Origin of the sequence: Aestuariivirga sp. (assembly GCF_041738905.1) — a bacterium.
Taxonomy (GTDB): domain Bacteria; phylum Pseudomonadota; class Alphaproteobacteria; order Rhizobiales; family Aestuariivirgaceae; genus Aestuariivirga.
Genome location: NZ_JBGSOZ010000041.1, coordinates 1 through 16889 on the forward strand (window position 1 = coordinate 1; position 16889 = coordinate 16889).

Annotated in this window: 18 protein-coding genes; 2 read left to right on the top strand and 16 right to left on the bottom strand. The window is 63.2% G+C overall.

The window, feature by feature from the left end:
• The 15 genes from ACEW8Q_RS03270 to ACEW8Q_RS03340 form a co-directional block, all read right to left on the bottom strand.
• The coding region (locus tag ACEW8Q_RS03270) for a PucC family protein (RefSeq protein WP_373502622.1) at nucleotides 1–1264 on the bottom strand (1264 nt) is incomplete at its 3' end.
• Between the two features lie 198 nt (nucleotides 1265–1462).
• Entirely contained in the window at nucleotides 1463–1768 is a 306-nt protein-coding gene (locus ACEW8Q_RS03275) for a light-harvesting protein (RefSeq protein WP_373502623.1), read from the bottom strand.
• A 12-nt stretch (nucleotides 1769–1780) separates the two neighbouring features.
• Nucleotides 1781–1936, bottom strand: a complete 156-nt coding sequence (gene pufB, locus ACEW8Q_RS03280; protein WP_373502624.1) for a light-harvesting antenna LH1, beta subunit — start codon at nucleotides 1934–1936, stop codon at nucleotides 1781–1783.
• Nucleotides 1937–2578: 642 nt separating this feature from the next.
• Nucleotides 2579–3631, bottom strand: a complete 1053-nt coding sequence (pufC, locus tag ACEW8Q_RS03285; protein ID WP_373502625.1) for a photosynthetic reaction center cytochrome PufC — start codon at nucleotides 3629–3631, stop codon at nucleotides 2579–2581.
• 13 nt (nucleotides 3632–3644) lie between these two features.
• Nucleotides 3645–4616, bottom strand: coding sequence for a photosynthetic reaction center subunit M (pufM, locus tag ACEW8Q_RS03290; RefSeq protein ID WP_373502626.1), 972 nt, complete (start codon nucleotides 4614–4616; stop codon nucleotides 3645–3647).
• A gap of 16 nt (nucleotides 4617–4632) precedes the next feature.
• Entirely contained in the window at nucleotides 4633–5457 is an 825-nt protein-coding gene (pufL, locus tag ACEW8Q_RS03295) for a photosynthetic reaction center subunit L (RefSeq protein ID WP_373502627.1), read from the bottom strand.
• A 111-nt stretch (nucleotides 5458–5568) separates the two neighbouring features.
• A complete protein-coding gene (pufA, locus tag ACEW8Q_RS03300; RefSeq protein WP_373502628.1) occupies nucleotides 5569–5748 on the bottom strand; it encodes a light-harvesting antenna LH1, alpha subunit in 180 nt (59 codons plus the stop codon).
• A 12-nt stretch (nucleotides 5749–5760) separates the two neighbouring features.
• The gene (gene pufB, locus ACEW8Q_RS03305; RefSeq protein ID WP_373502629.1) at nucleotides 5761–5982 is read right to left on the bottom strand and encodes a light-harvesting antenna LH1, beta subunit; all 222 of its coding nucleotides are present in this window, start codon (nucleotides 5980–5982) and stop codon (nucleotides 5761–5763) included.
• A gap of 135 nt (nucleotides 5983–6117) precedes the next feature.
• Nucleotides 6118–6333 (bottom strand): hypothetical protein, encoded by a 216-nt coding sequence (locus tag ACEW8Q_RS03310; RefSeq protein WP_373502630.1) that lies wholly within the window; start codon nucleotides 6331–6333, stop codon nucleotides 6118–6120.
• Between the two features lie 52 nt (nucleotides 6334–6385).
• A complete protein-coding gene (gene bchZ, locus ACEW8Q_RS03315) occupies nucleotides 6386–7828 on the bottom strand; it encodes a chlorophyllide a reductase subunit Z (RefSeq protein WP_373502631.1) in 1443 nt (480 codons plus the stop codon).
• 31 nt (nucleotides 7829–7859) lie between these two features.
• The gene (gene bchY, locus ACEW8Q_RS03320) at nucleotides 7860–9407 is read right to left on the bottom strand and encodes a chlorophyllide a reductase subunit Y (protein ID WP_373502632.1); all 1548 of its coding nucleotides are present in this window, start codon (nucleotides 9405–9407) and stop codon (nucleotides 7860–7862) included.
• A gap of 5 nt (nucleotides 9408–9412) precedes the next feature.
• A complete protein-coding gene (locus ACEW8Q_RS03325) occupies nucleotides 9413–10411 on the bottom strand; it encodes a chlorophyllide a reductase iron protein subunit X (RefSeq protein ID WP_373502633.1) in 999 nt (332 codons plus the stop codon).
• Nucleotides 10408–11343, bottom strand: coding sequence for a chlorophyll synthesis pathway protein BchC (gene bchC / locus ACEW8Q_RS03330; protein ID WP_373502634.1), 936 nt, complete (start codon nucleotides 11341–11343; stop codon nucleotides 10408–10410). The genes ACEW8Q_RS03325 and bchC overlap by 4 nt, the downstream gene beginning before the upstream one ends.
• A 118-nt stretch (nucleotides 11344–11461) precedes the next feature.
• A complete protein-coding gene (locus ACEW8Q_RS03335) occupies nucleotides 11462–12586 on the bottom strand; it encodes a methyltransferase (RefSeq protein ID WP_373502635.1) in 1125 nt (374 codons plus the stop codon).
• A gap of 15 nt (nucleotides 12587–12601) precedes the next feature.
• Entirely contained in the window at nucleotides 12602–13474 is an 873-nt protein-coding gene (locus ACEW8Q_RS03340; protein WP_373502636.1) for a polyprenyl synthetase family protein, read from the bottom strand.
• A gap of 106 nt (nucleotides 13475–13580) precedes the next feature.
• Here ACEW8Q_RS03340 and crtD point away from each other — a divergent pair, with 106 nt between their 5' ends.
• On the top strand, nucleotides 13581–15092 hold the full coding sequence (crtD, locus tag ACEW8Q_RS03345) for a 1-hydroxycarotenoid 3,4-desaturase CrtD (protein ID WP_373502637.1): 1512 nt from the start codon (nucleotides 13581–13583) through the stop codon (nucleotides 15090–15092).
• A complete protein-coding gene (locus tag ACEW8Q_RS03350) occupies nucleotides 15029–15952 on the top strand; it encodes a carotenoid 1,2-hydratase (RefSeq protein ID WP_373502638.1) in 924 nt (307 codons plus the stop codon). Before crtD ends, ACEW8Q_RS03350 begins: the two co-directional genes overlap by 64 nt.
• A 108-nt stretch (nucleotides 15953–16060) precedes the next feature.
• Here the strand turns inward: ACEW8Q_RS03350 and ACEW8Q_RS03355 are convergent.
• The coding region (locus ACEW8Q_RS03355; protein WP_373502639.1) for a phytoene/squalene synthase family protein at nucleotides 16061–16889 on the bottom strand (829 nt) is incomplete at its 5' end.

Below are 16889 nucleotides of genomic sequence, written 5' to 3' on the forward strand. Positions count from 1 at the left end.
CAAAGCCGGATACCACGTCACGAAGACCGCCGCCAAACGCCATTGCCAGACCGTTCGCCGTCGCCTGCACCGCACCCCAGGCGCCAAGCGCCAGTCCGCGCTGGTCCGCAGGCGCGAAATTCATTGTGGCCGTCAGGGTTCCATGACCGAACAGCCCGCCGCCAAAGCCGATCAGCAAGATGCCGAGGCCAAAGAGCAGGGGCGAGTCCAGAGGTGCCGCCGCCATCACCAGCAGGAAGGCCGGGATGCCGGCCATGGCGCCATAGCAGGCCATGCGGAAGGGATCGTAGCCGCGTCCCAGAATGTAAGAGGCCAGGCTGAAGCCGACGAGGCCGCCGCCCGCCATCGCGGCGGTCAGCTTGGTCGTGTCGCTCACGGCAAGGCCGAGGATCTGTCCGCCATAGGGCTCCAGCATCACGTCCTGCATGCTGAAGGCGAGCGTGCCGAGCCCCACGGCCACGAGGCGATGCACGGCCTGTCCACCCTCGGTAAAACAGGCCCAGGACTCCTGGAAGCTTGGATCTGGGAGATTGTCCCGGCGCTTGTTGGCGCTGCTCCGCGCCTCCTGCTTCCACACGGCGATGCCGTTCAGAACCAAAGTCACGACGGCCGATCCCTGAATGACCTGCACCAGCCGGCCTGGGGTGAAATCCGCCAGCAATGCGCCGAAGATCAGTGCACTGACGATCGAGCCCATCAGCAGCATCACATACATGAGGCCGACCACCTTGGGCTGGTTCTCGACGGGCGTCAGGTCTGTGGCGAGCGCCAGCCCCGCCGTCTGGGTTATGTGGATGCCGGCACCCACCAGAAGGAAGGCGATGCCCGCCGCAATCTGTCCCACCCAGGCGGGAACGTCCGCCGCGTTGCCCTGCCGCGCCAGGACCAGCAGCGCGAAGGGCATGATGGCCAATCCGCCGAATTGCACCATCGTGCCCTTGTAGACGAAGGGCACGCGCTTCCAGCCGAGCGCGGAGCGGTGATTGTCCGACTTGAAGCCGATGAGCGCGCGGAATGGCGCGAAGACCAGTGGCACGGCGAGCATGACGGCCACCAGCGATGCGGGTACGCCGAGTTCAACGATCATCACGCGATTGAGGGTGCCGACCAGCAGCACCAGCGACATGCCGACGGACACCTGGAACAGCGACAGGCGCAGCAGCCGCGACAGCGGCACGTCCGGCGTTGCGGCATCGGCAAAGGGCAGGAAACGCGACCCGAGGCCGATCCAGGCCTTCATCACGCTCTGACTGACTCTGTTCATCGCATTACTTCCGGCGCTCGGGAGAAGCCGGGGAGCGTCAGTGATAGGTGCTCAGGCTCGATAGTTCGTTTCCCTTGCGGGCGGACGGACCCTGAACTGGACACCTATCGCTATAGTGACGCCATACCGGCCTGCAATGCAGGAGCAGCTTAACCATCGGTCTGCTGCGCCTTCACTGCAGGAGGCAAGCGGGCGGGATCACTCAGCTGCAGCTGCAACCGTAAGCGTTCCACCCTCGTTCGAGGACAGCTTCGTCGCCGTGTCCGGAGCAACCGTCACGGTGATGACATAGCCCTGGTCGGTCTTGACGATGTTCGAAGCGACCGGGGAGATCGTCTCGGTCATCGCCATCTTGGCGTTGGCGCCTTCCCAGTACTTGCCCATCCAGGACACATTCGTCAAAACCGACGCATGGACCACGAGCGACGTCACCGCGACGCCGCCGATGAACAGCGGCAGGCCGACGGTGGGGCTCACGACGCACCAGATTCTTCCTTGGTTCATCTCATGTCTCCCTTAGTGCAGCCAAGGCGAATAGACATACGCCAGCAGGTGGGCGAAGAGGGCGATCACGAAGAACACACGAGCGCCGTCGATGACGTGCTTGTGCAGTTCCTCTGATTCCTTGATGGTCAGGCCGGTGGGCCAAACCCGGTTGGGATCGTCTGACATCTAGATATATCCTCCAGACTTAGGCTTGTTTCGTGCTGAACCCGCACGCAGGTTTCTCGTCATCTGAACAACAACAAGATCCGCGAATGGGCGCCGCTCCGTGGCGCCTGAATTCTGAATTCCGTTGTTCTGGCCGATCGTCCCCATCGGGACTCTGTGTTGCTGTTGCATGTGCCGAGGCCGTAAGGGCGGACCAATCTTGCTGCCGAACGAATGATTGGCCAACCCAACTGTAAGCTACTGCTTACACAACGGAGTGTCAATTATTGAGCACATAAATTTGCAGATAATGAAACTTTCCTGCGATCGGCAGGGTTGCGCGTCACCAGCTCGGCTGCAGGATGCCCGCATCAGCGTGTCGTCCAGGCTGAGAAACCCGTGGAAGACAGCAAAGCCGCTATTTTATGGGAATTTCGCCTGGGATCGATTCGCACGCGGGAATGACGGCGCTTTGGTGCAAATCCGCAGCAACGCGTATGGCCGGGGAGAAAATCCGCCTACAAGCAGAACCAAGCTAACGAGAAAATCCGTAAATATGATCTGGATCAAATTGGCCGGAATCGCACATAAGCAAGAGTGCACACGGCATCAAGCACCGCGAAGTTTCCTCCACGGTGCCTGAGAGTTGCGATGACGTTCAGCCTACGGATTGGGAACGGAGAGTTCGGGATACTCCTTCGCCATGCTGAAGCCATAGAGCGGCTTGTTCACGCCGTTGTGGCAGGTGGCGCATCCGGTTTTCAGGACGTCGCCTTCCGGCCCCTTGCGGTTGGCAGGAAACACGTCGGTGAGCGAGTTCATGTAGGTGGTGTTGATGTCGCCGACCATCTTGATCCCGTGCCAGGCCGTAACGCGTTTGGGACTGCTCTCTTCCCAGCTGCTGAACTGGCGCGTGTTGTGGCAGAAGGTGCAATTCGCGCCGAGCGAGTCGGACATATGCATCATCAGGCCATAGGTCTTCTCGGTGTCCTGGATCGAACCGCCGGTGTTGCCGGGAAGTGCTGTCGTGGCGACCACGCGAATTTTTGCATTCGGCTCGAAGAGTGTCGTGAAGGGATCGTAGGGAAGCGACGTGTAGCCGACGACGGCCGCAGCCTGGTTCTGACCCATGCGGCTTGCCGCCATGCCGCCCGCCTGCTTCGCACCCGGATTGATTGACCAGAGATTGGCTGGCACCGGCTGCCCGCGGTGGCAAGTGTAGCAGGTGACTCCGGTCTCGGCCACGTGGGGCTTCCACTGGGTATTGATGGCCTTTGTCATCTGGATCATGCGGCGGGCGACGACCTTGGTATAGACTTCGTCGGACGCCATGTTCTCCACGTTGTGGCAATAGGCGCAGCCGGCGTTGTCGCCTTCCTGCGGCGCAACCCATGTGGTGATGGAATTCATCAGCCGGTTGAACTGCGCTGTGTCGAGGTCGCCCAGAACCTGGACGTTCTTGTAGTTTTCCTTGTCGTCCTTGACGAGCACCCCATCGTTGTCGACGGGATCGTCAGGCACGGGCGCCTTGTTGAGGGCGGCGATGGTCTCGGCTAGGCGCGGGTTGGTGACCTGCTCCATGCCGAGGCCGCGATAGCCCAGTTGAGCCGTGTCCATCGGAGGGCGTTCCCACTGCAACATCATGGGGATGGCGAGCAGGATGCCGATGACGGTGGCGAGGAGGGACGCGGTGAGGGCGGATGCCGAAAATTTCATGATCTCACCACTCCTATTGTGCCGCCGCTGCGGGATCGAGAACGGGGGCCGTCAGGTCGAAGGGGTACATGGGGGCAACACCATGCTTGACCGCCCAGAGATACCAGTTGTCCACCACGGTGCCGGTCAGAAGGATGCCGATGCCGCCGACGAGCGGGCAGAGGACGGCCATCCACCAGGCCCAGCGATGGATCGACTCCATCGTGGCGTTGAAGCCCATGGTCCAGCGCCAGAAGAGGGCAGCGCGTTCAGACGCCGTGCCGCGATCCACGATCTGCTCGATCTCGCGTTCACCGCCCAGACGCGACACCGAGAGGATGGTGGCGCCATGCATGGCGAAGAGGAGTGCCGATCCATAGAGGAAGGCGATCGAGAGCATGTGGAAGGGATTGTAGAAGAGATTGCCGTAGCGGATCGAGAAGGCGGCCGTCCAGTCGAGGTGCGGGAAGATGCCGAAGGGAACCGCTTCAGAGAAGTTGCCGAGGAGCAGCGGGCGGATGAAGCCCAGCACCAGGTAAAGCCAGATCGCCGCGGCGAAGGCCCAGGCGATGTGCGTGCCCATGCCGAGCGCACGGGCGCGTCGGTAGGTCCTCAGCCACCACAGCAGGATCGAAGCGGTGAGGAAGAAGCCCGCCATCTGCCACCAGCCGCCCTCGCTCAAGGGAGCAAGCGACAATCCGTACTTGGCGGGCGGCGGCTCGAGGCCCAGCCAGAACAGCTGCCGGATGAACTGGATCGGATCCCAGTTCACGGAGGCCAGCATGTTGAGGCCGATGATCTCGATGGCGATGAAGCCGCACAGCAGCGAGGCGAGACCGAGGAAGCCCAGGTAGATCGGGCCGATCTGCGCGTCGCCGATGATGCCGGCGAGCCAGACGGTCTTGGTGGCGGTGCCACGCGGCCAGCTGCCGGATTTCATCGGCACGCCCAGATCGGCTGGTCCGTGAACCTGTACGCGGGTGAAGATATTTTGATATTCAATCATTTTTCATGCTCCCGGTTCAAGCCCAGATCGGCAGGTCAAGCCACCAGTTCCACCATTCGGGCCAGCCGTGGGTCCAGAAGGGTCCGCTGATGACGATGCAGACGGCGCTGAAGAACACGGCACCGAGCGCCAGGAACAGGCCGAGCCTGTGGATGCCGAGCGTGCCGATGGAATAGCCGATGTGATCGCGGAAGAAGCTGTTCTCGTGTTCCGCGGTCTTGACGGGCTCGCCCTTCGCCGGGTTGGTGGCGGAGAGGATCAAGCCGCCGTGCATGGCGAGCGCCAGCACCGTCGTGAAGAACAGCGTGATGGCGATCATGTGCGCCGGATTGTAGTGGAAGTGGAGGTACTGGTAGCCGACGTTCGAGACCCAATCGAGATGGCTGATGATGCCATAGGGGAATCCGTGGCCCCAGGCGCCCAGCAGAACGGGGCGGATGATCTCAAGGGTGATGTAGGCGAAGATCGCGAATCCGAAGGCAATGGGCACGTGAAAGCCGATGCCGAGCTTCCGGCAGATCTCAACCTCGCGCAGCGCCCAGCTCACGAATGAACCGGCGGCGCAGAATGTGATGATCTGCCAGAGGCCACCTTCCTTGAGCGGCGCCAGCGCCAGTCCATAGCTCAGGTCGGGGGGCGCGATGTTGATCTGCCAGAGATTCCAGGTGCCGCCGATGGCCGCGCCATAGACGATCAGCGCGGTGCCGATCGAGGCGAAGAAGGCGGTGAGCACGCCAAAGAATCCGACATAGAAGGGTCCGACCCAGAAATCGAACAGGTCACCGCCAATCAGCGTTCCGCCGCGGACGCGGTATTTTCTTTCGAAACTCAGCATTGCCATTGCGGTAGCTCCGTTCCGGCCATTGCCGGTCTCGTTTTCAGGCTTGGGGTTCGTGGACGGAACCCGCCGCGAAGCATGTTCCGTCCACAATGGGGTGCGGTATGACCGGCGTCAGCCGATCATCTCGCTGACTGTCACATCCAGGCTCGCAGCCTTCTTCGGACCTTCCAGCCAATTGAAGCGGTCGGTCGAGAGAAGAATGAAGTGGATGACGAGAGCGAGTACGAACAGGAAGGTGAACATCGCCACCAGCGTCCTGCGCGGATCGAACAAAAGCCACATGCGCCACATATTCGATCCTCCTTATGTAAACATCGACGTCAGATGCGTGATCGCATCGAGAGCGTCGGATGCTTTCTGATAGCCATCTTCTCCAGGCAGCCACGGGCGCCACTGCCATGCAAGGAAGTGGGCGACAATCGCCACGACCGTGAAGGCAATGAAGCTCGTTACGAACATGCCATGGAATTCCTTGGCTTCGGCTTCGGTCAGGCCCGAGGAACCTGAACCCTTGTTATCGGCCATATTACAGACCTCCGACTTAGAGCCATTGCTGGCCCAGTTACCGCTGACGTCCCGCGCGGACCGGGTGCTTCGGGCTTGTTGAAGGCCTTCGGCATATCCGCCCGGCTGTGACGCCGGACGAATGGGGAGCCGCCTTCACATGAAGGCGAAAGGAATCGAGTTGTATGTGGCAGCCTTGGCGGCGGCGAAGATCGACTTGCCCTCGTCATGGCCGCCCACTTTCGGTCGCGCGCCGCGCGGCATGATCCGCGTGATGGCGATTGCCACGAAGAAGACCGCGAAGGTCAACCACATGAGCAGATTGAACTCGATCTTGCCGCCAGTATCCTTGCCGGCGTTGGTCATCGACATGCGGGCTTCCTCCAACAATCAGTACACAGAATGGTCTTCGGCGAAGTCATGATCACACGAGCTCCGCAATGGCAGAATGGACGTCGCTCTCCGCGACCCGGTCGGACTGGGCGCGGCGGGCAAATTTCTCGGCGCCGTCACGCAGGCGCTTGGCGGCGGAAATGCGAACCAGCACCGGCTGGCGTTCGACCAGTTCATCGAGGGCTGCCTTGGCGGCGTCGTCCCAGATGAGTTCCTGTTCGCGGCGGACGGGGGTCGGTTCCACCTTGTCCATCTCGGTGCCGAGCGGCAGGATGTTGAACAGCGCGTCGAAGAGGGCGTTGCAGACTTCCTGTATGAGATAGGTCGCGCCCGCATAGCCCATGAAGGGTGTGCCGGTGTGGCGGCGGATGATGGCGCCGGGGAACGAGGCAGGAATGTAGACGCCGCGGTTTCCGGCTTCGGCCAGATACATGCGTTCGTTGTAGCTGCCGAAGATGATGAGCGGCGTCTTCTCGCGGATGAGCTTCCGCACCGTCTCGTTGTCGGTCTTTTCGCCCGACTTCCGCGCGATCGCGAAGTTGCAGGGGAGGCCCATCTCCTCTTCGAGGAAATTCTGAAGGCCACGCGTGTATGTCTCGTTCGCAACGACTCCGAAGCTTGCGGTGCCGATGAAGTCCTGCGTCACCGAACGCCAGAGATCCCACAGCGGCTTGATGGTGGTGTGCTTTTCCTTCGTGATGAAGGGCTCAGGGTCCAGACCCAGGATCTCGCCAAGCTTGCGCAGGAACTTTGTGGTGGAGTGAAGGCCGATCGGCGCCTGCAGATAGGGCCGGTCGAGATTCTCGCAGAGCTTCCGCCCGTACTCGCGGTACATGCAGATATTGGCTTCGGCATTGGCAAGCTTGGCGACGTCGGCCAGGTGGCTGCCGAGCGGGAAGCACATGTTGATCTCGGCGCCGATCCCTTCGACCAGCCGGCGGATTTCCGCCAGGTCGGACCAGGTGTTGAAGGTGCCGTAGATGGGGCCGATGATGTTGACGCGGGGTTTCTCGCCTTCCTTGCGGGGCCTGGCGGTCGGCACCTGCTTTTTCTTCACGCCGAATTCGGTCCACAGCCAATACATGGCGCGGTCGGCGCTCTGCCACTGGTCCTCATCGATGGTGCGGGGCAGGAAGCGCTGGATGCCGGTGCCTTGCGGTGTGACGCCACCACCGATCATCTCGGCGATGGAGCCTGTGACGACGACGCTCGGCATGGCTGGGTCGAGCGTCTTGTGGGCGCGGCGCATGGCGCCTTCCGTGCCGTGCTGGCCGAGTTCGTCTTCGGACAGGCCGGTCACCACGATGGGCAATTCATGCGGGGGAAGCGCATCGGTATAGTGCAGCACGGAGGTGACGGGCAGGTTCTCGCAACCTACCGGTCCATCGATTATCACCTGCAATCCCTTGATCGCGGTGAAGACATAGACAGCGCCCCAGTAACCGCCCGCGCGGTCGTGATCTAGCACCAGCATGGGATCACCTGTGTGAAAGCGAGACGAACGATCATGTGCCGATGGCCTCCTCGGCCTTGGCTTTCGCGGCGAGCATTCCGGCGTATTTCTTGCGGAACTCCGGCCGGTCCTGCGGAACGTCTTCCCAGATGCCCGCCGTGTAGCCTTCTCCGACGCCGTCGAAGAACTCCTTCATCGTGTCGAAGCGGTGCTTGTTGGCAAGCGCCGCGTTGACGACCTGTGCAAGCGAGCCAGCGCCCGCCGGGCCCATCAGCGGGCGGGCCGAAATCAGGTTGGTGAAGTAGAGACCGGGGATCGACAGGGACTTTGCCTTCTGGACGACGGGCGTCGTTCCGATGGCGAGGTCCGGCCTGTTGTCGAGCATGGCGGCGATGTCGTTTTCGAGCGAGGCGCGGAACTGCACCTTCACGCCCTTCGCTTCCAGCCACTCGCGGTCTGCATCCGACCAGCGGGTGCGCGGTGTGGCGGTGCCGACATAGGGTACCTCCGCGCCGCTTTCGATCAGGAGGCGCGCGACGAGCAGTTCCGAGCCTTCGTATCCGGAGACGGTGATCCGTCCACGGATGGGTTTCGCGGCCAGCGCGCCACGGATGGCGGGGAGAATGGCATTCTGCGCGGCGGCGATCTTGTCGGCGGCGATGTTGCACGCCTTGCCGATGTTCGCGAGCCAGTCTGCAGTGCCGTCATGACCGACCGGAGCCGAGCCCACGATGGCGCGGCCAGCCGTTTCAAACTCACGGATCGAGGCGGTGTAGAAAGGATGAATTGCGGCGACGGCGGCGCAATCGAAGGCAGAGAACAGTTCGCGCCACTCGCGGGTCGGGACCACTGGGCCTGCAGCAAGTCCCATCGGCTCCAGCATGCGGCCGATGCCGACGGGATCGGCGGGGAACATTTCGCCCAGGAGCGTGACGGTCGGAAGCGAGCTTCTGGCTGTGCGGGGTGCAGCGACAGGGCCCTGGCGGATCTCGCTTGCGGCATACTTCAGCATGGCGCCGGAGAGCACGTCCTTGGCCTCCGCATGGGTGGGAACACCAAAGCCCGGAACATCGATGCCGACGATGCGGACGCCGTTGATTTCCTTCGGCAGGAGTTGCAGCGGCACGCCGGAAGCCGTGGGTACGCAAAGATTGGTGATGACGATCGCGTCGTAGTCCTTGGGGTCTGCCAGCTTGAACACCGCCTCGCGGATGTCCTCGAAGAGCTTGCCCGTCACCAGCGTTTCAGAATTGAACGGCACGTAACCCACGGTGCGCCGAGCGCCATAGAAGTGCGACGTGAAGGTGAGGCCATAGACGCAGCAGGCCGAGCCCGAGAGGATGGTCGCGGTGCGGCGCATGCGGAGGCCGACGCGGAGCGACCCGAAGGCGGGGCACATGCTTTGCGGCTGGTCATGGGGGCCCAGCGGATAGTCCTTGGCATATTGATCGAGCGTCTCGCTCTTGCCGGCGGCCTGCGCCGCCTTCAGCAATTCGTCCTTGCCCGCATGGCAGGACACGCCCGACACGTCTGCCTTCGACGCCTCTTGCGTGGCGCTCGTCAGCTTCGGTCCGGTCCTGTCGATAAGGGTTGTTGCCATGTCTGTCACACGCTGTCGTAGACGACTTCGAGCGAGGGCTTCGTCGTGATGGTGCCGCCGCACATGTCCTCGAAGGAGGCAGGCTGGAGCACCACGTTGCGGCCCACCACATCGCCCGAGAACAGGCCGAGAAGGCCGTCCTGGTCGAGGGGTTTCGGACGCTGCGGCGGGGCTTCGGCCACGTTGACGGACAACTCCTCGAAGAGTGATCCCCATTCGCTGCCGGGCCGTCCGATGATCTCGTAATTGGCGCTCTTGCGGCGGATGTCTTCGTTGGCCGGGATCGAGGCCAGCACGGGAATTCCGACCTTTTCAGCGAAGGCATGGGCCTCGCCGGTGCCGTCGTCCTTGTTGATGACGATGCCGGCCACGCCGACATTGCCGCCGAGCTTGCGGAAATATTCGACTGCCGAGCAGACGTTGTTCGCCACATAGAGCGACTGCAGGTCGTTCGAGCCGACGATGATGACCTTCTGGCACATGTCGCGGGCGATCGGCAGGCCGAAACCGCCGCAGACCACGTCGCCCAGGAAGTCGAGCAGCACGTAGTCGAAGCCCCACTCATGGAAGCCCAGCTTTTCGAGCAGTTCGAAGCCGTGGATGATGCCGCGACCGCCGCAGCCGCGGCCCACTTCCGGCCCGCCCAGCTCCATGGCGAAGACGCCGTCGCGCTTGAAGCAGACATCGCCGATCTTCACTTCCTCGCCGGCGAGCTTCTTCTTGGCGGAGGTCTCGATGATGGTGGGGCAGGCCTTGCCGCCGAAGAGCAGGGAGGTCGTGTCGCTCTTGGGGTCGCAGCCGATCAGCAGCACGCGCTTGCCCTGTTGCGCCATCATGTAGGACAGGTTGGCGAGCGTGTAGCTCTTGCCGATGCCGCCCTTGCCATAGATGGCGATGATCTGGGTCTCTTTCTTGACCGGGCCGGTGTGGACCGGATCAAGCGGTGCGTTGGCCTCCTCGCGGAGCTTCGCGTCGCGGACCAGTGTCAGGTCGATGCTGTTCATTGAAGCTTTCTCCAGTCGAGGACCATCTTGATGCAGGCCGGTTCGGTAAAGGCAGTGCGATATGCGCTGGCGGCTTCGGAAGCCGGGGCGCGGTTGGTGATCAATCCATCGAGGCTGAGCAAACCGTCGGCGACGAGCGCGGTCACGGCTTCCGTGTCCTCGCGAGTGAATTCGGCTGCGATGCGCAGTCTCGCCTCGCGCATGAAGGCGGGCGGGAAAGCAAAGGAAAGGGGTGCTTCGTAGAAGCCCGCGAGTGTTACTTCGCCACGCTTGGCCAGGCGCGAGATCAGCGTGTCGAGCAATTCACCGGCACCGCTGGCATCGCAGATCGAGCGGTGGTTGCGGCTTTCGTCCGTAGACGGATTGATTACGGAGTAACCGGCAGAGCCGCTGCGGCGGTCCTCGTTCTTCTCCCAGACAATTGGCGCTTCTCCGCCGAGCGCCAATGTGATGCGCGCGATGAGGCGGCCGAGAATGCCGTGGCCCACGATGAGCGTGGGCAGGCTTGCGCCTTCAGATGCAATCGCGTGATAGGCCGTGGCGGCCAGCGCAAGGAGGGTGCCCTTCTCGCCGTCGATTGCCTTCAGGGGAACGGCGCGGCTGGCGGGAACGATGAGGCGCGCTGCAGCACCGCCGAAGAGCCCGCGAACACCTTCATAACAATTGGCGCCGGGAATGAAGACGGCATCGCCTTCGGAAAATCCATGACCGCCTTGGCTCACATGGCCGACGGTCTCGTAACCAGGAACGAGGGGATAGCCCATGCCGGGGAAGTGGGGCATGCGGCCCGACCACAGCAGGCGCTCTGTCCCTGAGGAGATTCCGGTCCAGTCGACGTCGACGATAATGTCGTCCGCCCCCCGTTCCGTCAATGCGACCGTCCTGAGAGCCAGTTCTCCTGGCTGTTCCAGAACGACAGCGACCGTCTCCATATTTCGGTCTCCCAGCGGGCGCCCGGTGCCCTGTTTTGTGGCATCCGCGAGACTCCCTGACTGTAACTCTACTATGACACCTTAAAGTGTCAAGCAAGACTTACATACATAGATCGCTTTAGGAGGCATTGATCTGAATCAGCCCGGTTACAAGCGGCATGCGTGTCCTGAGTGCCCGTGCGGAAGCGAAGCCCGCCTGCCGCGCAAGGGCTGAAATCTCGTCCAGGGTCCGGGTGCGGCCCTGGCCCATGGCGGCGAAATAGAGTCCGAAATAGGCATCCGCCACGGGCGCGATGGAGGGCACGCCCGAGAGCGGCTCGGCAAGGATCAGGCGGCCATCCGGAGGCAGCATGCGGCGGATGTTCTGCATCACGCGCAGCACCGAATCGTCATCATGGTCATGCGCGATGCGGATGAGTGTGGCGACGTCCGGCCCCCGGGGAAGTTCGTCGGTGAGAAACGATCCCCCGGCGATGCCGACCTGGCTGCCCAACCCTGCATCCGCCAGTTTCACGCGTCCGAGTTCAGCCACCGCGGGCAGGTCGAAGAGCGTCATCTTCAGCCGTGGATAACGGGCCGCGGCGGCGGCGAGGAATGTGCCGTTGCTGCCGCCGACATCGATCAGATGCCTGTTCTGCCCGAAATCATAGGCGGCGAGAATCTCGGCCGCGACCGCTTCCTGCGAGGCGGCCATGAGTGCTGTGTAAACCTCGGCATTCGCCGCACCAACGGCATCCTTCGAATCGCTTCCGGCATAACCCCAGTAGCCCTTGAGCTTCGTCCCGCCTGCGTCGCCCTTGAGGAGGGCAATCGGATCGGTGAGGTCTTCATAGAGAAGGTGGTGGTGGGTGATGAACTTCTCAATCCACGGATTGCCCGCAAGTGCCGCGCCATGGATGCCCAGCGTAAAGGCGCCCGTACTGGTGACGTCGAGAAGCTTGAGCGAAGCGGCGGCCTTGAGAAGGCGTTCCATGCGGTCCTCGTTCCAGCCCAGCCGGGATGCGATGGCGGGTGCCGTCAGCGGTTCCGCCTTCAGCAGGTCGATGAGGCCGAGTTTCACCGTGGCATAGAGAATTTGCGAATAGGCAAAGCCCGCGAGGAGGTCGAAGAGCTGCCGCGAGCGGCTTCGGCTGACTGGCCTAAACAGCGGAAAGGAAACGGCAAATTTCTGAAACTGTGGCGAAGACAGCAGCCTGTTGCGCAAGGCCCGCCAGTGGTCAAAGGCCGCGCCCGCGATACCCATGGGTGATGTGCCTTGTCAGGCAGCGACGGTGCGCGAGGACAGTCCGGTGACGAGGCTCCGCGACACGGCGGTGATCTGGAGGCCGAGCTGTTCGGCGCCGGGGCAAGCGGGGATCGCCGCCATGGCATCGGCCAGCAATCCGTCGAAATGTGCCATCGCGCCATCGAAGCCCAGTTCGGCCACGAAGTTGGGGCGGTGATGGGTTTCGTCCTGATGCACGGGCTTGCCAAGCTCTTCGGCCGAGCCTGCGACGTCGCGGAGGTCGTCGGCCACCTGGAAGGCTTCGCCGATGGCAAAGCCCAGCGACTGCCATTGCGAGGGCTCGTAGCCCGCCGCGGCGGCACCGGCCATGGTGCAGGCGGCAAAGAGGGCGCCCGTCTTGGCGCGTTGGTACTTCACGATGTCGATCTGGGATTCGCATTCCCAGGCCTGGCCGGCGCAGATGCCGGAGGGGCCGCCGACACAAGAGGCAACGATGCGCGTGAGGGGGGCCAGGCGGTCGGGCGACAGGGCGAGGCGCACAGCCAGCCATTCGAAGGCGAGAACGATGAGCGCATCGCCGGCGAGAACCGCGGTGCGCTCGCCGAATGCGCAGTGTACGGAGGGTTTTCCGCGCCGCAGGGCCGCGTTGTCGAAGCAGGGGAGATCGTCATGCACGAGCGAGGCGCAATGGAGGATTTCGATGGCTGAAGCAGCTGACAATGCGGCGAGAGGGTTTTCGTTTCCGCAGGCGTGGGCGACGGCAAGCGCGAGGCGCGGGCGGATGCGGGCGCCGCCCGGGAACACGGCATAGCGAAGCGCTTCGGCAAGGATTGGCGGGCAGTCCGGTCCGGCAGCGCGTGCAACAGCCTGTTCAAGTTCCTGTTCGAGGCGTTGCCCGATATCCATGGACTTTTCTCCCGTCTGCAGTTTTGTCAGAATAAAACGTCACTTGCGACTGTCAATAATTATTGACATAATTGCGGGGGCTCTGCAACAGGAACCTCCAGCCTTCATGCCGCGGGATCGGATCATCGTCATCGGCGCCGGGATCGGCGGCCTTTCGGCTGCGGCATTGCTCGCGTCGCGGGGCGAGGAGGTGCTGGTTCTGGAGCGCGCTGCGTCTCCCGGCGGCAAGATGCGCCGCCTCGAAGTGGGCGGGCATCTCATCGACGGCGGCCCCACGGTCCTCACCATGCGATGGGTGTTCGAGCAGATCTTCGCCGAGGCCGGGGACAACCTTCATGATCATCTGACGCTGGAGCCGCTCACGGTTCTGGCCCGTCATGCGTGGAACGAAACCGATCGGCTCGATCTTCATGCCGATCTCGATGCCTCCGCCGATGCCATCGGTCAATTCGCGGGTGCTGCGGAGTCGCGGCGGTTTCTGGACTTCAGTGCCGAGGCCCGCCGGATCTACCAGACACTGGAAGGGCCTTTCATCCGGGCACAGAGGCCCAATCCCGTCAAGCTCGCGACTGCCAATGGTTTGGCGGGCTTGCGCGACATGGCGCGCATCAATCCCTTCGAGACGATGTGGGCCGGGCTTGGCCGCCACTTCAGGGACTCGCGACTTCGTCAGCTTTTCGGCCGCTATTCCACCTATTGCGGCTCCTCACCCTTTCTCTCACCCGCCACCTTGATGCTGGTCGCGCATGTGGAGCAGGCTGGCGTGTGGGCCGTGAAGGGCGGCATGCACGAACTGGCGCTCGCTCTTGAATCCCTCGCAAGGCGGAAGGGCGCCACATTCAGCTATGGCGCCGAAGTGACGGCAATCGAAACACGGGGCGGGCGTGTTTCCGCCGTCCGCACCGCTGCGGGGGAGCTTCCATGCTCCGCCGTGATCGTCAATGCAGACGCGAGTTCCGTGGGCTCAGGGCTTTTCGGCGGCTCGGTTGGAAAGGGCGTGGCGCCCGTACCCTCGCCATCACGGTCATTGTCGGCCATCACCTGGGCCACGGCCGCGCGGACCTCCGGCTTTCCGCTATCGCGGCACAATGTGTTCTTCTCGCGCGACTATGCCGCCGAGTTCAGGGAATTGAAGGAAGGCTACCCTACCGATCCAACCGTCTACATCTGCGCGCAGGACCGCGAGGGCGATGTGACAGGGCCGGAGCGGCTGCTGGTGCTGGTGAATTCACCTGCCAATGGCGACCATGCGCCCCAATCGCGCGAAGCAGTTGAGCGTGCCATGCGCGCGAAGCTTGCCGCATGCGGGCTGGAAGTGGACTGGCAGACGGCCGACAGCATCGTCACCGACCCACTAGGGTTCGGACACCTGTTCCCCGCGACGGGGGGCGCGCTTTATGGAAGGGCATCGCACGGATGGATGGCATCGTTTCAACGGCCAGCGGCCAAAACCTCGGTCCCCGGACTGTTTCTGGCAGGGGGCAGCGTCCATCCGGGGCCGGGCGTTCCGATGGCAGCGCTGTCTGGCCGGCTGGCGGCGGAAAGCCTGATGGCGTGGAGGGCTTCGACGCCGCGGTTCCGTCCGGCGGCTATCGCTGGTGGTATCTCGACGGCCTGAGCGACGATGGCCAACACGGCCTCACCATCATCGGCTTCGTCGGCAGCGTGTTTTCGCCCTATTATGCCTCCGCGCGCCGGAAAGGTGGTGCTGACCCTGAAAACCACTGCGCGCTGAATGTTGCGCTTTATGGCCGGGGCGGCCATCGCTGGAGCATGACCGAGCGCGGGCGCAACGCCATAGCGCGAAGCCTGGACCATTTCACCATTGGCCCCAGTGCCATGCGATGGGAGGACGGCGTGCTCGTCATCGACATCGACGAGGTGACGGTGCCTATTCCTTCGCGGCTCAAGGGGCAGGTGCGGCTGACGCCATCCGCCATCTGCGGCCACGAAGTGCGGCTCGATCATGGGGGACAACATGTATGGCAGCCCGTGGCACCTTTCTCGCGCATAGAGGCGGTTTTCGAGAAACCCGCGCTCCGCTGGTCAGGCGTGGGGTATCATGATTCAAACTGGGGCGAGGTGCCCCTCGAGGATAGTTTTGAGAGCTGGGTGTGGTCGCGCGCCGCGAGGAAGGATGGCGCCTCCATCATCTACGACACGATCCTGCGCGATGGCTCTTCGCGGGCCTTTGCACTGAGGATCGGTGCCGATGGCGCGGTGGACGACCTGCCGCTTCCGCAACACGCGGAGATGAGCACGACCTTCTGGCGCATGAAACGGCACATGCGCGCGGCCTTTCCGTTCAGGACGGTTGCGCTGCTGGAAGATTCGCCGTTCTATTCCCGCACGCTGCTCCGTGTGCGGACGGATGACGGAGCGGAGGCGGATGCGTTCCACGAGAGCCTGTCGCTGTCGCGGTTCCGCAATCCGGTCGTTCAGATGATGCTGCCCTTCCGCATGCCGCGCCGGGCGTGAGGCGTCACTTGCGCTTGTCGCGCCTCAGTTTCCACAATTCCCAGCCGCCGAAGCCGAGGACAAGGCCCAGCGCCAGTGCCATTTCAAGGAAGATGATGGTGCCGCTGCTCATGAGCGCTGCTTTTCGAGACGTGTGAAGAGGTCGGTCAGCCACTGGGCGCGTTCATCGAAGGTTTGCGGCGAACGCTGGGGCTGTCCGGCCAGCGCCACGGCATCGACCAGGAATTGCGCCTGCGGAACGGCGGGAGTCGTGTGGGGCGCGATCTTTCCCGCGCAGGCCGCGAGCGCCGAGCCGAGAAGGCTCATTTTTCGCCGCGACGAGACGACGGCCCGCGTAGATACACTGTTGTGCCCATTGCGCTCCACCTCGCGGCCGATCTCGGCGTAGAGCACGCGCGCGGCATGGATCGAGGGGCGGCAGGCCAGCGGCAGCATGGCGATTCCCGAGAGGCTTCGCACATAGAGCCTGTCTGCCTCGCCCAGCAGGCGGCGGATCACCTGCTCGATGCCCGGCGAAAACCGGGGATGCGCCAGAAATCCATCGGCATCGACACGCGCTTCGGCCAGCCACTCCCGAGGAAGATAGAGTCGGCCGTTCCGTGCATCCTCGCCCACATCGCGGGCGATGTTGGTGAGCTGCATTGCAATCCCGAGATCACATGCGCGTGCGAGGGCTTCGGGGTCGCGCACCTGCATGACGAGCGACATCATCGCTCCCACCGTGCCCGCCACGCGAACGGCATAGGCATGAAGGTCGCCGATCGTGTCATAGCGCCTGCCGCTGGCGTCCCAGGCGAAGCCTTCGATCAGCGCCTGCGGGATCTCGCGCGGGATGGCGTAGCGCGCGGCCACGTCAGCGAAGGCGCGGTCTGCGGGCTGGTCGTCCGGCGTGCCACGATAGATGCGGTCGAGGCGGTCGAGCAATTCATCCACCGCC

What these genes read in the sequence shown, in the direction of transcription:
- ACEW8Q_RS03275 (WP_373502623.1), bottom strand. Translation starts at nt 1,768, where the DNA reads ATGAACCAAGGAAGAATCTGGTGCGTCGTGAGCCCCACCGTCGGCCTG.
- pufB (WP_373502624.1), bottom strand. Translation starts at nt 1,936, where the DNA reads ATGTCAGACGATCCCAACCGGGTTTGGCCCACCGGCCTGACCATCAAG.
- pufC (WP_373502625.1), bottom strand. Translation starts at nt 3,631, where the DNA reads ATGAAATTTTCGGCATCCGCCCTCACCGCGTCCCTCCTCGCCACCGTC.
- pufM (WP_373502626.1), bottom strand. Translation starts at nt 4,616, where the DNA reads ATGATTGAATATCAAAATATCTTCACCCGCGTACAGGTTCACGGACCA.
- pufL (WP_373502627.1), bottom strand. Translation starts at nt 5,457, where the DNA reads ATGGCAATGCTGAGTTTCGAAAGAAAATACCGCGTCCGCGGCGGAACG.
- pufA (WP_373502628.1), bottom strand. Translation starts at nt 5,748, where the DNA reads ATGTGGCGCATGTGGCTTTTGTTCGATCCGCGCAGGACGCTGGTGGCG.
- pufB (WP_373502629.1), bottom strand. Translation starts at nt 5,982, where the DNA reads ATGGCCGATAACAAGGGTTCAGGTTCCTCGGGCCTGACCGAAGCCGAA.
- ACEW8Q_RS03310 (WP_373502630.1), bottom strand. Translation starts at nt 6,333, where the DNA reads ATGTCGATGACCAACGCCGGCAAGGATACTGGCGGCAAGATCGAGTTC.
- bchZ (WP_373502631.1), bottom strand. Translation starts at nt 7,828, where the DNA reads ATGCTGGTGCTAGATCACGACCGCGCGGGCGGTTACTGGGGCGCTGTC.
- bchY (WP_373502632.1), bottom strand. Translation starts at nt 9,407, where the DNA reads ATGGCAACAACCCTTATCGACAGGACCGGACCGAAGCTGACGAGCGCC.
- ACEW8Q_RS03325 (WP_373502633.1), bottom strand. Translation starts at nt 10,411, where the DNA reads ATGAACAGCATCGACCTGACACTGGTCCGCGACGCGAAGCTCCGCGAG.
- bchC (WP_373502634.1), bottom strand. Translation starts at nt 11,343, where the DNA reads ATGGAGACGGTCGCTGTCGTTCTGGAACAGCCAGGAGAACTGGCTCTC.
- ACEW8Q_RS03335 (WP_373502635.1), bottom strand. Translation starts at nt 12,586, where the DNA reads ATGGGTATCGCGGGCGCGGCCTTTGACCACTGGCGGGCCTTGCGCAAC.
- ACEW8Q_RS03340 (WP_373502636.1), bottom strand. Translation starts at nt 13,474, where the DNA reads ATGGATATCGGGCAACGCCTCGAACAGGAACTTGAACAGGCTGTTGCA.
- crtD (WP_373502637.1), top strand. Translation starts at nt 13,581, where the DNA reads ATGCCGCGGGATCGGATCATCGTCATCGGCGCCGGGATCGGCGGCCTT.